Annotated in this window: 17 protein-coding genes; 14 read left to right on the top strand and 3 right to left on the bottom strand. The window is 35.7% G+C overall.

Annotated elements, in window-relative coordinates; translation table 11 throughout:
* Positions 1 to 11: 11 nt before the first annotated feature.
* Positions 12 to 197 (bottom strand): hypothetical protein, encoded by a 186-nt coding sequence (locus tag V7659_RS00545; protein WP_098935193.1) that lies wholly within the window; start codon positions 195 to 197, stop codon positions 12 to 14.
* Between the two features lie 280 nt (positions 198 to 477).
* Here V7659_RS00545 and V7659_RS00540 point away from each other — a divergent pair, with 280 nt between their 5' ends.
* The 4 genes from V7659_RS00540 (at position 478) to V7659_RS00525 (ending at position 2997) form a co-directional block, all read left to right on the top strand.
* Complete coding sequence (locus tag V7659_RS00540; protein ID WP_335537444.1) at positions 478 to 1038, top strand: SMI1/KNR4 family protein; 561 nt, start codon at positions 478 to 480, stop codon at positions 1036 to 1038.
* 226 nt (positions 1039 to 1264) lie between these two features.
* Positions 1265 to 1615, top strand: a complete 351-nt coding sequence (locus V7659_RS00535; RefSeq protein WP_335537443.1) for a hypothetical protein — start codon at positions 1265 to 1267, stop codon at positions 1613 to 1615.
* A gap of 189 nt (positions 1616 to 1804) precedes the next feature.
* Positions 1805 to 2158 carry a hypothetical protein gene (locus V7659_RS00530; RefSeq protein WP_335537442.1) on the top strand — a complete coding sequence of 118 codons (354 nt, stop codon included), beginning with the start codon at positions 1805 to 1807 and terminating at the stop codon, positions 2156 to 2158.
* A 194-nt stretch (positions 2159 to 2352) separates the two neighbouring features.
* A complete protein-coding gene (locus V7659_RS00525; protein ID WP_335537441.1) occupies positions 2353 to 2997 on the top strand; it encodes a LysE family translocator in 645 nt (214 codons plus the stop codon).
* A 292-nt stretch (positions 2998 to 3289) separates the two neighbouring features.
* On the opposite strand, the gene V7659_RS00520 is transcribed toward V7659_RS00525, so the two are convergent.
* A complete protein-coding gene (locus tag V7659_RS00520; RefSeq protein ID WP_335537440.1) occupies positions 3290 to 3613 on the bottom strand; it encodes a hypothetical protein in 324 nt (107 codons plus the stop codon).
* Positions 3614 to 4215: 602 nt separating this feature from the next.
* Between V7659_RS00520 and V7659_RS00515 the strand changes: the two genes are divergently transcribed.
* The 8 genes from V7659_RS00515 to V7659_RS00480 all read left to right on the top strand — a co-directional run bounded on the left by V7659_RS00515 (position 4216) and on the right by V7659_RS00480 (position 10880).
* Entirely contained in the window at positions 4216 to 5490 is a 1275-nt protein-coding gene (locus V7659_RS00515) for an IS110 family transposase (RefSeq protein WP_335537439.1), read from the top strand.
* A 591-nt stretch (positions 5491 to 6081) separates the two neighbouring features.
* On the top strand, positions 6082 to 6354 hold the full coding sequence (locus V7659_RS00510; RefSeq protein WP_335537438.1) for an HU family DNA-binding protein: 273 nt from the start codon (positions 6082 to 6084) through the stop codon (positions 6352 to 6354).
* Between the two features lie 153 nt (positions 6355 to 6507).
* The gene (gene folE, locus V7659_RS00505) at positions 6508 to 7074 is read left to right on the top strand and encodes a GTP cyclohydrolase I FolE (RefSeq protein ID WP_335537437.1); all 567 of its coding nucleotides are present in this window, start codon (positions 6508 to 6510) and stop codon (positions 7072 to 7074) included.
* Between the two features lie 31 nt (positions 7075 to 7105).
* Positions 7106 to 7342 (top strand): trp RNA-binding attenuation protein MtrB, encoded by a 237-nt coding sequence (mtrB, locus tag V7659_RS00500; protein ID WP_144547474.1) that lies wholly within the window; start codon positions 7106 to 7108, stop codon positions 7340 to 7342.
* Between the two features lie 221 nt (positions 7343 to 7563).
* The gene (locus V7659_RS00495; protein WP_335537436.1) at positions 7564 to 8376 is read left to right on the top strand and encodes a heptaprenyl diphosphate synthase component 1; all 813 of its coding nucleotides are present in this window, start codon (positions 7564 to 7566) and stop codon (positions 8374 to 8376) included.
* A 7-nt stretch (positions 8377 to 8383) separates the two neighbouring features.
* Positions 8384 to 8914 carry a class I SAM-dependent methyltransferase gene (locus V7659_RS00490; protein ID WP_335537435.1) on the top strand — a complete coding sequence of 177 codons (531 nt, stop codon included), beginning with the start codon at positions 8384 to 8386 and terminating at the stop codon, positions 8912 to 8914.
* Between the two features lie 6 nt (positions 8915 to 8920).
* A complete protein-coding gene (locus V7659_RS00485) occupies positions 8921 to 9838 on the top strand; it encodes a response regulator (RefSeq protein ID WP_335452920.1) in 918 nt (305 codons plus the stop codon).
* Between the two features lie 166 nt (positions 9839 to 10004).
* Positions 10005 to 10880 (top strand): SH3 domain-containing protein, encoded by an 876-nt coding sequence (locus tag V7659_RS00480; protein ID WP_335452922.1) that lies wholly within the window; start codon positions 10005 to 10007, stop codon positions 10878 to 10880.
* A 218-nt stretch (positions 10881 to 11098) separates the two neighbouring features.
* On the opposite strand, the gene V7659_RS00475 is transcribed toward V7659_RS00480, so the two are convergent.
* On the bottom strand, positions 11099 to 11365 hold the full coding sequence (locus tag V7659_RS00475; protein WP_335537434.1) for a hypothetical protein: 267 nt from the start codon (positions 11363 to 11365) through the stop codon (positions 11099 to 11101).
* Between the two features lie 381 nt (positions 11366 to 11746).
* Between V7659_RS00475 and V7659_RS00470 the strand changes: the two genes are divergently transcribed.
* Together V7659_RS00470 and V7659_RS32025 are read left to right on the top strand one after the other, a co-directional pair.
* On the top strand, positions 11747 to 13657 hold the full coding sequence (locus tag V7659_RS00470) for a sigma 54-interacting transcriptional regulator (protein WP_335452928.1): 1911 nt from the start codon (positions 11747 to 11749) through the stop codon (positions 13655 to 13657).
* Between the two features lies 1 nt (position 13658).
* On the top strand, positions 13659 to 13799 hold the full coding sequence (locus V7659_RS32025) for a dihydrodipicolinate synthase family protein (RefSeq protein ID WP_420491244.1): 141 nt from the start codon (positions 13659 to 13661) through the stop codon (positions 13797 to 13799).
* Positions 13800 to 14021: the final 222 nt, after the last annotated feature.

Here is a 14021-nt window from a genome sequence, read left to right as displayed (position 1 = left end):
GGTAGCTTTTTTTATTTGCTTTTTTTATACCCACCTTCTACCAATCTAATCATATCACGCCCTGAGGTCTTTTCTGTTTCATGATAACCTTCTTCATCACGCAAACTCAAGTACCAGTTGCTATCGCCGTCTTCATTTAGCCTATATAACTTATTGGTAAAAACATTAGTATAAAAATCTCCATTTCTTAGCCTCATAATATCCCACCTCTAATGTATATAAACTGTATTATGCCCAAGATAAGCACCTGGAGCCATTAGATACATATACAGTCCAAAAATCCCATAGATATACAAGGAAAAGACGTGACAATCAAGGAAGTAGGGACAGAACATGGAAAGTATGTAAAGTAAGGAATGCATGCAGCTGAATTTTTCCTTCTTCAGCTAACTGGCAGTTTAGTTGAACAAAGGATGGTAAAATCCCAATATTAAACAAGTATAATGTACTTAAATAACACCTTATTGGAGGAAGCAAATGGAGCTGTTAAATAAAACTTTAAACGGGCTGAAAAAAAGACTTGAAAAAGATAACATGATATACATTCAACATACTGAAGGATTAATCTACGAAGTAACTTGTGATTTCAAAGCACCAGCATCGGAAAAAGCAATAAAAGTATTTGAGGAGCAAACAAGTTGGACATTACCAGAAGATTATAAAGAATTTTTATTACTACATAACGGTGCAAATCTGTTATATACGCCAGAATATGGTGATGGAATTGAGTTGTTTTCAATAGAATACACGAAAGAACTGTATGAAAGCTGGCAAGAATACGAAATGTTTGAACGTAATTTATTTGCAATAGGGACATGTAGAGATGGATATATATTAATTGATGCAGACCTATGCAAACCAACCCCTGTTCGAGAAGGAAATTATATACACTGGTATACTGATGGTGGGTCTGAAGACGATGTACAACCGCTACATACAAATTTTGAATTATGGCTAGACCGTATCATAACAGCTCAGGGTGATGATTACTGGAATTGGTCCGTTTTTTCGGCAGATAACTATTATAAATATAAATAAGTTTCTTGTTCAACTAACTGGTGATTACTGGAACAACGGTAATGCTTTTTCTTGTTGAACTAACGAAGCAGTTTAGTTGAATAAGCATTCAAAGAATTCTATTTAAAAAACCAACAATAACAGACATTGAAGTGGTAATATTTAATAAAAACGGGGTCGTAGGATGAAATTGAAAAGTGCGGTAATAAATATTATATTTTTTATCCTTCTTGGAGGTTGTAGTGATATGGAAGAAACAAAAATTCAAGATAAAAAACTGGATGAAGCATCGATGAATTTCGATATGAACAATGTTAAACCTTTTTTACAACGCATTAGCCCATTAGTTGAATCAGGTTTTTCAGCAGAAGAAATTAACCAAGTACAAGAAAAGTTAGAAAAAATGGAACCCGATGATGAGTATGAGGTTGGTAGATTCGAAATAGTTTATCGAGACAAAAATACGCCTCTTGTCATAAAGGCTTTTATGGATGGTCCTGAAGCACCTGATGTTTATATCTATACAGAACCTGGTTTAGCTACCCAGATACAAGAAGAAATGATTAAGTTTGCAGATGAATTGGAAGCTCGTAATTGAAAAACTATGACCTACCTTCTTCTACTAATGGGTGCAAGAGTTGAAGATCCAGCTGCCATTTGGCGGCTTTTCTTTTTGTGCTAACGGAGCAGGATAGTGCAAGAAGGAGAAATAAGAAAAAACAGCGAATTCATACATGTATTGAACTAGGTTAGAGGAATAACGATGCGTGTAAAAGGAGAATTTTTAATGTTCGAGACAGTTGGTTGGCGTTTTTACATAAATGCAAAAACTAAAGATAAAGCACAAAATGTCTTAACAAGAATTGAAAAAGTAGTTGGTAGACTCACAATAATTTCATTTGAACAATATTGGAAAGACAAATCACAATTTGAAATTGAATGTAAATCTTCGTTTCAGGAAAATGGACCAGAAAAAGCAATATTTAAAGTTCTCGTTTTGGTGAATCAATTAGGGCACGAGATAGATGTAATGGGTCCTCTTTTATATGAAAATGGACAAGTGGAATTTTCGGGTAATTGTTCAAGACCATTTATCGTTGGATTAAATTGGTTTCATTTTTATGTAGATAATTTCATGTAAATGGTTTTTCATTTCTTGTTGCACTAACGGGGCAGGTTAGTGCAAGAAGGAAAACGCTAAACTATCGTGAATTTTATAACTAAGTTGATGCGGCACTCTTTATTCGAACAGGCGGGCTAATGTAATCATAAATATTGTGAATATTCCATAATTACTTTATAGTGATAATATCTATTTACTTCGGAGGTGTATTTATGTTTGATTTTATTAATTTAGATTTTACTACTTTTACAGCTTTTTTAATGGCTTCATTGGTAATATCCATTATTCCAGGTCCAGATGTAGCATTTATAGTGAGCCGTAGCGTTGCTGGAGGTAAAAAGGTTGGAATTGCCACAGCATTTGGGATGCAAATAGGGATTATGTTCCACATTCTTCTTGCAGCATTCGGACTATCAGCTATCTTGATGACTTCTGCACTTGCTTTTCAAATCGTAAAATATATTGGTGCCGCGTATCTAATTTATTTAGGAATAAAAACTATTCGAGATAAAGAGGGAATAAACATTAATATTCAAGAAAATCAAGGTGGTATGAGGAAAGCTTTTTGGCAAGGAGCTATAACTGATATTTTTAATCCGAAAGTTGCTTTATTTTTCCTTACTTTTCTCCCACAATTTATTAGTCCCGACAAAGGGAACACTTTTTTCCAATTCATATTTCTAGGAGTTGTTTTTGGATTGCTTGGTCTAATAATTGATGTTTGCTATTCAATTATTGCGGGTTCGATTAGAAATGTTTTAGCGAAAAATAAAACTGTAATGCAATGGCAGAAAAGGGTTAGTGGATTTACTCTAATTGGTTTAGGAACTTGGTTAGCTTTTGAAAAGAGAGGTTAATCTTCAACTAATGGAGAGCTGTATTAAACAGTGGGGTAGCTGTCGTGACCCTTTTCTTATTAAGCTAACGGGTGCTTTAGTTCAATAAGCCTATATATAGAAAAATGCTCAGAGTTTATATCCTCTGAGCATTTTTTACGCCGATTATTGTGTTAATTAGTTTGTAAAATCGTATGCTAATTTTACTGTAATTTTTTGCCGCTAATTCGAATTTTGTGCTTCAAAACAGAACCCGTTACCCTAATGAGTGCTTTTTTCTTCATTCTTAGTGGAACAACTCAGGTGTTATTTATTAATTATTTAACTCACGTAAAAAAACATCTAATTCATCATCTGATTGAAATTTATAAGCATACCCAAAGCAAATCGGTCCATTACCAGTGTGCTCTCTCTTAGGAAATTCTAGGAAAGCTGTATTATGATTTAACCCCGTAGATTTTTCCTCTAGTTCTTTATTTTCTTCAACTGTTTTTGGATCTAAAACAATAGTAATCTCTTTATTTGGAAGCAAATATATTACTTCATCGTTTACAATATTTTTAAATTCAACAGCTTTTGATGTTTCTTTCATCGTTTTGAAATTGTTTAATCCAAAAGTATTTTGTATATTTCCCATTGTACAAGTCACCTCTTACTGTAATTATATGCCTAATTCTATTATAAGGTATAAATCATTAAATATCCTGTTAAGTAATAGAAAAAGCAGCTAGAGGATTGTTATCCTCTTTTTGTATTATGAATTAAATCATTAATATTCTTGTTTTTGAAAGAGATAATGGCAATATAAGCTTTGAATTGATAAAAGATTTCGGATAAGTTACTCCTGAAATATTAGTTGAAATCGCTAATTTAATTTATTATCCAACCAAACAAAAATGGTCTGTTATTAAACTACCATGAAAATAAGTTTCCTCTAAATTGGAAAAATGGCAATATTTAAGAAGACTCTGCTCAATCGTTAAAAAAAAAGAGAAGAGTGTTAATTAACAAGTCTATGAATTGGTTGACTGGATTAAGGTCAGTATCAGTATTGACACTTCATAACCATTTTCATTCTCTGTGGTGCAGCACTGATTTTGTGCTTGCATGGATGGCTAACGGGGCAGTTTAGCATTCCTGTAGATCGTTAAATATCAGGTTTGAAAAAAATAGAGCCCCTCAGTAAGATACGAGTATAGAGTCCAATCTAACTCATAGTCTTAAGGAGGTAGCCCTAATATGAATTTTAAAATGCAAGACAAACAAAATCAACTAATAGAAAGAATTTCCGACACACATCTAATTGTAGGTGTGGATATTGCCCAACAATTACACGTTGCTCGAGCTGTCAACTTCCGTGGAATTGTAGTCGGTGATCCTCTTACATTTGAAAATAATGAAGAGGGGTTCATAAAACTATTAAGTTGGATTCAAAACATACAAAAACTAAAAAACTTAGATTCAACAATAGTGGGGATGGAACCAACAGGACATTATTGGATTAACCTATCCAAATGGCTGGATAAACAAAACATTGAGGTAGTTACAGTGAATCCCCACTTAGTAAAAAGGAATAAAGAGAATCGTGACAATACTCAATCGAAGAGTGATAAAAAAGATGCCCTCGTTATAGCGGATATGGTGAAAAACGGATATTATTCCTTTGTTCGTCCAACATCAGAATCTTTTGAGAAACTTAGAGTTCTAATTTCTAACCGTGATGTAATTGTTAAACGTCTCGTGATGTCTATTAATCAAGTAAATCGATGGGTGGATGTGGTCTTTCCAGAACTCAGACAAGTGTTTAAAGATGTTTCGTGCAAAGGGGCAATCGCAACTCTTCGTTTATTTCCTACACCGGATGAAATATCATCATTAGAAACACTAGATGTCATTAGGGGATGGAAGTCTTTAATGAAACGACAACCAGGACCTAAGAAGGCTCAATTACTAATCAATCTAGCAAAATCCTCTATTGGAACTGGACAAGCTCTTGATGCTTATAAATTCCATTTAGAACAATTATTAGAGGAATATGACCTCGCTGTAAAACAACTCGAAAGAGTTGAACAACAAGTTAAAGAAGTTCTCTACAAAATACCTTTTGCAAAAAAACTACTCATGATTAAGGGAATAAGTGAAATTTCTTTAGCCGGGATACTAGGTGAATCAGGTGATCTAAGTGGTTTCTCTCACGGAAACTCTCTATTACGTCATGCGGGATTACACCTAGCTGAAGCAAGTTCAGGCAAATGGAAAGGTCAGATTGTCATTTCAAAGCGTGGTAGGTCCAGACTACGACGATTCCTCTACTTAGCAACTATGAGCCTAGTGATGAATAACCCTGAATTTAAAGCCCTCCATACCCATAATGTGAAGGTAAAGAAGTTAAAGAAAATGAAATCAATCATGAAATTGATAGGTAAACTAGCAAGGATTTTTGTAGGAATAGCACGAAGGAACGAGTCATACTGTCCCCATAAAATCCAAGCCGTAATCCCTTTAGCAGCATAGGAATAAAACGTATCTTAAATAGTTTCTTTAATATTGAATGTTGTCTTATTCGTAGGATTTCAAATATGTACGGAGTACCAGGTTTCTTTAACAAAAGGGCACTGTGACCCATCAGTTTAGCATAACTGGCCTCCACCCCTTGGATAGGCATGACGAAGGAATGAGAGGGCAATTGACCCGTTGAGACATGGGAGGGAAAGCCTCCAGGGGCGGCGTGGAGAAGTGCATTATATGGTAAAATATGGAGTGGTAGCTGACTCCTTTATTTAACTATGCCTTCACGAAGCCAAAATGATCTGAATTCATTTAAGTTACCCGTAAATCCAATGACAAGGGTTATGAAATCCTGCGAATAAGAGAGCATTCGAGAGGTATTCGTATTAAACTGAGGGAGTTAAAGGAGGAATTATTTGAAAAAAAAGAGAATAATGCATTTTATTTCTCCAAAAAGCCAGTTTTAATATTAATCTTCATGAAAAAGCAGGAATATACCTTTCTTTTATCTAATCTTATTTAATGACAAACATGTAGAACGTATGTTATGTTTTTATCCCTACATAATTTAAAAATAAAAAGAAGAGGTGTTTGAATATGAATAAAACAGAATTAGTGAATGCTGTTGTAACACAAACAGAGTTAACAAAGAAAGATGCTGCAAATGCGGTCGATGCATTGTTTGAAACCATCTCTAATACTCTTGCAAAAGAAGAGAAAATCCAGTTGATTGGATTTGGCACATTTGAGGTGCGTGAGCGTGCAGCTCGTAAAGGTCGTAACCCTCAAACAGGTGAGGAAATCGATATCGCTGCTAGCAAAGTTCCAGCTTTTAAACCAGGTAAAGCGCTTAAGGATGCAGTAAAATAATTACATAAATTTATTGCTTTAAGCGAATGCTTAAGCAAAAAGGTCATGGTTTTGTCCATGGCCTTTTTTCTATTTTTTTTGCTTGAACTTTAATGATTGTGCTAATATGTATTTGTCATATATACTTGACTGAACATTAGGAGGAATTTTTATATGTCACAAGTAAATCGTGCCCAAATTGAAGATGCGGTACGTTTAATATTAGAAGCAATCGGGGAAGACCCAAATCGTGAAGGACTTCATGATACACCAAAACGAGTGGCGAAAATGTATGAAGAAGTTTTTAGCGGGTTAAACGAGGATCCAAAGAAGCATTTTGAAACAATCTTTAGTGAAGACCACGAAGAGTTGGTATTGGTTAAAGATATACCGTTTTATTCCATGTGTGAACATCATCTTGTACCTTTCTTTGGAAAAGCACATGTAGCATACATTCCTAAAAATGGCCGTGTGACCGGATTGAGTAAATTAGCAAGGGCAGTAGAAGCAGTAGCAAAGAGACCTCAACTTCAAGAACGAATTACTTCCACGATTGCGGACAGTATGATGGAAAAATTAGAGCCGCATGGGGTAATGGTAGTCGTTGAAGCAGAACATATGTGTATGACCATGCGTGGAGTTAAAAAGCCTGGCTCTAAAACAGTAACCACGGCTGTCCGCGGTATTCTATCAGATGATGCGGTTGCACGGTCTGAAGTGCTCTCGTTAATTAAATATTAGTCCTATTCTTAAGAAGATTTGAGGTGTATAAATGGAGAAGCGGGAAAACCAAAACAGTGAGTATGTAGTAATTAAGGCAATTGATGATGGGGTTAATGTTATCGGCTTAACAAGGGGCTCTGATACCAAATTTCATCATTCAGAGAAGCTTGATAAAGGAGAAGTCCTAATTGCTCAATTTACAGAGCATACTTCGGCTATAAAAATCAGGGGAAATGCTAAAATACTTACACACCTTGGTGAAATAGAAAGTGAAATAAAAAAATAATCCTAATCACACTGTTTTCATCTTATTTCATATTAGCTAAAATGATTATTTTGTGTATTTCTGCCTTAAGAATACCTTTTATGTTATAATAGTGTCTGCCTTGTTTTTAGAGAATGATTAGGTATTTTTCATTATTAAAGGCTAAACGGAATGAATTTTACTATGCAAATAGGAAATAAGAATACATAAAGACATTACTAGGGGAAGCAAGGGTGATTTAATTGCTGGACATTCGACAAAAATTCACAAATATTCGAGAGCAGGTCGAACAAAGAGTTTGTGATACATACCTGCTCAAATATATTGAGATTCCGATTATAGATGAAGATAAACTTCTTATTTTAGTCTCAATTATGGAACGCCTCGAATTGTCATTCAGCGATATGAAAAACTACGCCTTATCAACAATGTTAATACAAATCGCCCTTGATACCCATGAACGTATTTCAAATGCATCTGTTGACGAAAAAAATCGTCAATTAACTGTTCTGGCTGGGGATTATTTCAGTGGCCTTTATTATAAGCTTCTTGCAGAATCAGAAGATATTTTGATGATTAAGGCACTTTCTAAAGGAATTAAGGATGTAAACGAAAATAAAATATCTGTTTATCACCATGAATTGGTTTCTGTAGAGGAGTTAATGACGAGTATTAAGCGGATAGAAAGTTCCTTACTTGCTCGTCTCTCTGAGTATTTTAAAGTAGACCTCTGGAACGAATTTCTTGAAAATCTGCTGCTGTTTAAACGGTTATTGAATGAAAAAAGTCAATTTATTAAAGCAGAAAGATCCGTTTTATTCGAAGCCTTGACATCAATTGTTTTCCCAATCCATAACTTTAAAATAAAAGAATTATCTAGTGATCAGAAAAGTCATTTGTTTCAATATTGTGACCAGTATCTTGAAAATTCAAAAAAAGTGATAGAAAAAGGATTAGAGCAACTTCCTTACTTAAATGAACTGCTTGAAAATAGAATTATTTCGCTCTTAAACCAATACCAGCCATATGCAAAAACTTTTGTGGAAGAAGGGTAATAAAAACATGCAGGAATCGAAAGAACAGCGGGTTCACAATGTGTTTGAAAAGATTTCCGATAACTATGATAAAATGAATTCTGTTATCAGTTTTCAACAACACATCAAGTGGCGGAAAGACACGATGAAAAGAATGGATGTAAAGCCGGGTTCACGAGCCCTCGATGTTTGCTGCGGCACCGCTGATTGGACCATAGCATTAGCTGAGGCAGTGGGGCAGACAGGGGACGTTACAGGTTTGGATTTTAGCCAAAACATGCTTAATGTGGGGATTGAAAAGGTTAAAGACCTAGTCAAAATAGCTATAAAGGATAATGGAAACGGGATTTCTATCAAAAACAAAGTGTATATTTTTGAACCAGGCTTTACGACGAAATTTGACCAAGCCGGAATCGCTTCTAATGGAATTGGTTTATCCTACACAAAAAATGTCATTGAAGATCTTGATGGAAAAATTAACCTGATTGAGTCTTCAAAAGAAAAAGGAACCACCTTTGAAGTTCAGCTTCCGGTTGTGAATTTAATGAAAAAGGGGTGATTTACTGTGAAATTTTTTATTGTCGATGATACCCCAACTATCAGAGGGATGTTATCCAATATTATTGAAGAAGAGGGATTGGGTTCGGTTGTGGGAGAGGCAGCTGACGGGTCTGAGGTAGATGCACATACCCTCGATATACAGGAAGTTGATATTCTAATGATTGACCTGCTCATGCCCATCAGGGACGGGATTGAGACAGTCAGAGAAATTGCTCCCTCCTTTCGGGGAAAAATCATCATGATCTCCCAAGTCGAAACGAAGGATATGATTAGCGAAGCGTATTCCCTAGGTGTCGAGCATTATATCACAAAGCCGATTAACCGGCTTGAGGTGGTAAGTGTCATTAAGAAAGTAAGTGACTATCTGTTACTAGAAAAATCACTTCATAACATTCAAAAGTCATTAAGCTTTTTAAATACACATAATACACAAAACCGGCTGTTTGAGAACACTTTCCCAAGTAAACAACCTTTGTTTCCGTCCTCTGCCAAAAGCATTTTGCTTGAACTTGGAATTGTTGGCAAAAACGGTGAAAAGGATTTGTTGGATCTTCTAGAAATTTTACATCAATGGGACATGGAGGGAAATCGGGAGCTCCCGCCTATGAAGGATCTTTATGAGCAGGCGGCCCAAAAGCGGCTTGGTTCGTCCGTCTCTCCGGAGGATATAAGAAAAGAAGGCAAGGCTGTGGAACAACGAATCCGCCGCATTCTCCAACAGGTGCTCGAGCATCTTGCTTCAATGGGATTAACCGATTATGCCAACCCAACATTTGAGTACTACTCATCCAAATTGTTCGACTACACCCAAGTAAGAATGAAGATGCTCGAACTGGAAGGAAAAAACCACACCACAACTACCCGAATCGACATCAAAAAATTCCTCTATGCTTTGCAAATGGAGACAAAAGGCAGACTATAACCTAGGTAGATTAATCTCGTTCAAACAAGTATCCTCTAGGGAAAAACAAAAAAGGGCCAGGACGGCCCTTTTAAATGTGCTTTAATTCCTATTGAAATAGAATGATATAATCGTTATATAATAAAAAGTAAATAAGTATCATGACTAGAATGGAGAATTGAAGTAGATGTTTAAAAAAGGATTTGCAATCTTTGTTACATTGTTTGTTTTATTTACAGGATTTCATGCGGTTAAACCGGTTCATGCTGCGACAAGCGTAACAAAATATGTCACAGCGAATGCATTGAATGTCAGAACTGGTCCAGGAACGACCTACAAAGTGGTAACAACTGTTAAGAAATACCAAGCTATAACAGTTTCACAAACTAAAGGGTCTTGGGATAGAGTAACTGTTGGTGGTAAAACAGGTTGGGCATCCAATCAGTACCTAACCACTAAGAATTTGGCGGAAGGTTTAAAGACAGTAGGAAGCAACAAACAGTTAATTCTTGTAACTTCTAATGGCTACAATACCCCTAATGCTAAAATTCATACATTTGAAAGAAATTCCCAAGGTAAATGGGTTCCTGTTTTAACCACAACAGGCCATATTGGTAAATATGGATTTGCCTCTGCAGCAAATATGCATGAAGGCGGTAAAAAGTCGCCAATTGGGAAGTATTCAATTGGCACAGCATTTGGACGTTATGGAAATCCGGGTACCAGAATGCCTTACCGAAAAATCACAATCGATGATGTTTGGGTAGATGACCCAACTTCAAAACTTTACAACACTTGGCAATCAAGAAGTAAAACACGAGGTCAATGGAAGAGTGCTGAAAACATGAATATCTCAGCTTATACCTACGGTTTCGTTATCAACTACAATACACAACGAACTCCATATAAAGGCAGTGCTATCTTCTTCCACATTGGAAGTGGCTACACGCTCGGATGTACCTCAACTTCTCAAAAGAATGTTGTAAACATCTTGAAATGGTTGAATCCTAAAAAGAATCCAGTTATCATTCAAACTCCGATTAAGGAGCTAAACAAATACTAATTCTCCACTGAGAAAAAAACAGAGTATTTTTCGTGTTTTTTCTCAGTGGAATAAAAACATTTGGAAGCACTATATGTGGTGCTTTTTCTTTTGCTCCAAATTAAACGAACTTAAAAAATGTGGATCTATGAAAGATTTACGGTCTTTTTTTATGTACCTTATAATATTTAAAACATAGATATTAAGGTCAAGATATTACCAAAGCCTTTTTCTTTATTTCATTTGGATGCTAAAAAACTCCTGCGATGACTATTGTTAGTAGGATTTTTATAAATCACGTCTGCCCACTTGAATGATTTTGTTAAAACTTCCCCCAGTTTATAAATTAAGTGCCTTGGAAAAAGCGTTAACCGTTTCTTCCTCCAGAAAAAGACCCTCAACAGTATAAGAGACTTTAAAACTATTACGATTTGGTTTGCCTTTTTCTTATAATACCTGAACTGACTTTCCTCTTTAGAAATATCCAGACCCATAACTGGAGTCATTCCTAACTCCTCCAAATAGTTTGCGTTGAGCTTTTTCTTTATGTCCAATATAAAGGAGTACAAAGAACCTTTTTTGAGCTTTATACTGGTTTAAAGAGCACTTAAACAGTTCGAACCAATTAACAAAAAGAACAGTTAAGCAGTTTTTCTGTACTATGTACTGAAATCGCTAACAATCCAAATAGCTCAGCAAAAAACTTACGATACTAAAAAGTTATAAGTATAGTTAAAAGATATTAAAATGATTCCATCATTTTTAGTGATTATTAAATCTCATCTTTTAATCTTTAGAGAGAAGTTTGATCACCTCCCTGTTTATGGGGAAGATAAAGCAGCAATTAATTTCGCAGATTATTTTAAAAAGATAGAGGTGTCTACTTAATGAACAATATACTCGTCATTGCCCCCTATGAAGCCTTAGTAGAGCAAGCCGAAAGAATGAATGAAATTTGTGATATACCGTATACCGTTATTCCAGGGAATCTCAAGGAAAATCTTGATGAAATCAGATCTTATATCAATCAAGGTGTAAAGATTCTCATCTCTCGTGGGGGAACAGCCCAAGCTTTACGAAATTCATTCGATTTACCTGTCATTGAAATACCCGTTACGTCTGTCGACATTTTAATGGCGTTAAGTAAGGCAAGTGAGCAAGGTTTTAAAAAAATCGCCTTTATCACGACGTTAAATATTTTATTTCAATCTAAGCATTTTAATAACATTATGGACATAGATTTGCAAATCTTGCCCTGTCAAGATGCTAACGAAATACCTGCGAAGGTGAAACATCTAATAGAAGACCAGGGAATAGATGCAGTAGTGGGAGATGTAGTAGCCACACAACAAGCGATAGAGCGTGGAATCTATGGATGTCTTTTAGAATCGGGTCCTATGTCCCTTCAAATAGCCCTTAATGAAGCCGCAACAATTTTAAAATCAATGGAAAAGGAGAAAGCTCGTTTAAAGGAACTTGAAGCGATTCTTAATTTTACAACTGAGGCAGTTCTTACAATTGATAATAATGAGAAGGTTACCGTATATAATGCATCAGCTGAGAGAATATTTGGCGTGCCTATAAACCAGGTACTCGGGAATAAGTTAACTGAGTGTTTACCCGAAAGTCTATTAAATAAAGTTTTATCCGAACATGAAGAGCAAAAAAATATCCTTCTTAAGATTAATGGAAAGAAGATTGTTTGTAACCGGGTTCCTATTATCATTCATGGTAGGTTCCATGGAGCAGTGGCTATTTTTCAAGAAATTGGTGAAATTCAAAATTTAGAAATGAACATCAGGACTAGGCTTAATGAAAAAGGATTAGTGGCCAAGAAATCCTTCCATGATATTCAGGGTGGTAGCCCAGAAATGCTCAAATGTATTCAACAAGCGAGACAGTATGCTAAATCTAACGGTACTGTTTTAATTTATGGTGAAACGGGGACAGGAAAGGAACTCTTTGCACAGAGCATTCATAATGAGAGCAAACGGGCTAAGGGACCTTTTGTTTCCGTTAACTGTGCTGCATTGAGTGAAAATCTACTTGAAAGTGAACTTTTTGGATATGTCGAGGGCACTTTTACAGGGGCACTAAAAGGAGGTAAGATGGGGCTTTTTGAATTAGCCCATGGAGGTACATTATTTCTCGATGAATTAGGGGAAATCTCCCTTAATTTTCAAGCGAAACTCCTAAGGGTATTGCAAGAAAAGGAGGTTCGACGTGTTGGAGGAGATCGGGTAACTCCTATTGATGTTCGGATCATCTGCGCTACGAACCGGGATCTGCGTGAAGAAGTTCGATTGGGGCGTTTTCGTGAAGATCTTTATTACCGGCTGAGTGTATTGGAGCTACAATTAATGCCACTCAGACAGCGTAAAGACGACATCGTCCCTATGGCTATATCCTTTTTCAAGAGTGAATGTATAAAAGAGCAAAAGGTTTTGTTTTTGCCGCTGGATCAACTTTTTGATTGTCTACAAAGTTACGATTGGTTTGGTAATGCGCGGGAATTGCAAAACTTCATCGAAAGGTTAGTCATTAGTACTGAGGAGGGTGAAGAGTTAACAGAGTACAAGATTTGTGAGCTGTTGGCTGAGAAGAAAGGGAATCTTTACGACAGAGGGGAACAAAATCAAGACGAGTTACAGGTCACCATTTCAAATCGATTTGAGGACATGGAAAATCAAATCTGGAAGCAGCTTCTTGAGCGTTATCATGGAAACAAGGATAGACTTTGCATGGATTTTGGAATAAGTAAAACTACCCTTTGGCGTAAGTTGAACTTTCATAAATGAGTTGCATCATTTTATATTTAACTATTATACAGGCGTTGCTCAGTCCACTAAGCTTCCGATTATGATTTACAATTTCCCTGACAGGACCAATGTCAATATAAGTCCTGAGTTAGTTCTAATGCTTGCTCGAGATTTTTTCTAAATATTGTCGCAATATATATAAAAGTTAAGGAACACAAGATGTCCCAAAGTTTACTTTAAACCGGTTAAGTTGTTACAGTTGAAATTGAGAGACTTAGTTAGATGAACGAAAAGATTTATAGAAGAATAGAAAAGAAGAAACAATTTTTTTTACAAGGGAGGTCATGCAGACCCCCTTGTTTTTTTATACTTTAAATTTGTCTTCAATCTTTCATATTTGAAA

The organism is Neobacillus drentensis (assembly GCF_036966985.1).
Lineage (GTDB): Bacteria > Bacillota > Bacilli > Bacillales > Cytobacillaceae > Neobacillus > Neobacillus drentensis_E.
This window is presented reverse-complemented; position numbering and strand designations above follow the sequence as displayed.

Excerpts from the sequence above, each read along its gene's own strand:
- V7659_RS00545 (WP_098935193.1), bottom strand. The coding sequence starts at position 197 with ATGAGGCTAAGAAATGGAGATTTTTATACTAATGTTTTTACCAATAAG.
- V7659_RS00540 (WP_335537444.1), top strand. The coding sequence starts at position 478 with ATGGAGCTGTTAAATAAAACTTTAAACGGGCTGAAAAAAAGACTTGAA.
- V7659_RS00535 (WP_335537443.1), top strand. The coding sequence starts at position 1,265 with ATGGAAGAAACAAAAATTCAAGATAAAAAACTGGATGAAGCATCGATG.
- V7659_RS00530 (WP_335537442.1), top strand. The coding sequence starts at position 1,805 with ATGTTCGAGACAGTTGGTTGGCGTTTTTACATAAATGCAAAAACTAAA.
- V7659_RS00525 (WP_335537441.1), top strand. The coding sequence starts at position 2,353 with ATGTTTGATTTTATTAATTTAGATTTTACTACTTTTACAGCTTTTTTA.
- V7659_RS00520 (WP_335537440.1), bottom strand. The coding sequence starts at position 3,613 with ATGGGAAATATACAAAATACTTTTGGATTAAACAATTTCAAAACGATG.
- V7659_RS00515 (WP_335537439.1), top strand. The coding sequence starts at position 4,216 with ATGAATTTTAAAATGCAAGACAAACAAAATCAACTAATAGAAAGAATT.
- V7659_RS00510 (WP_335537438.1), top strand. The coding sequence starts at position 6,082 with ATGAATAAAACAGAATTAGTGAATGCTGTTGTAACACAAACAGAGTTA.
- folE (WP_335537437.1), top strand. The coding sequence starts at position 6,508 with ATGTCACAAGTAAATCGTGCCCAAATTGAAGATGCGGTACGTTTAATA.
- mtrB (WP_144547474.1), top strand. The coding sequence starts at position 7,106 with ATGGAGAAGCGGGAAAACCAAAACAGTGAGTATGTAGTAATTAAGGCA.
- V7659_RS00490 (WP_335537435.1), top strand. The coding sequence starts at position 8,384 with ATGCAGGAATCGAAAGAACAGCGGGTTCACAATGTGTTTGAAAAGATT.
- V7659_RS00480 (WP_335452922.1), top strand. The coding sequence starts at position 10,005 with ATGTTTAAAAAAGGATTTGCAATCTTTGTTACATTGTTTGTTTTATTT.
- V7659_RS00475 (WP_335537434.1), bottom strand. The coding sequence starts at position 11,365 with ATGACTCCAGTTATGGGTCTGGATATTTCTAAAGAGGAAAGTCAGTTC.
- V7659_RS00470 (WP_335452928.1), top strand. The coding sequence starts at position 11,747 with ATGAACAATATACTCGTCATTGCCCCCTATGAAGCCTTAGTAGAGCAA.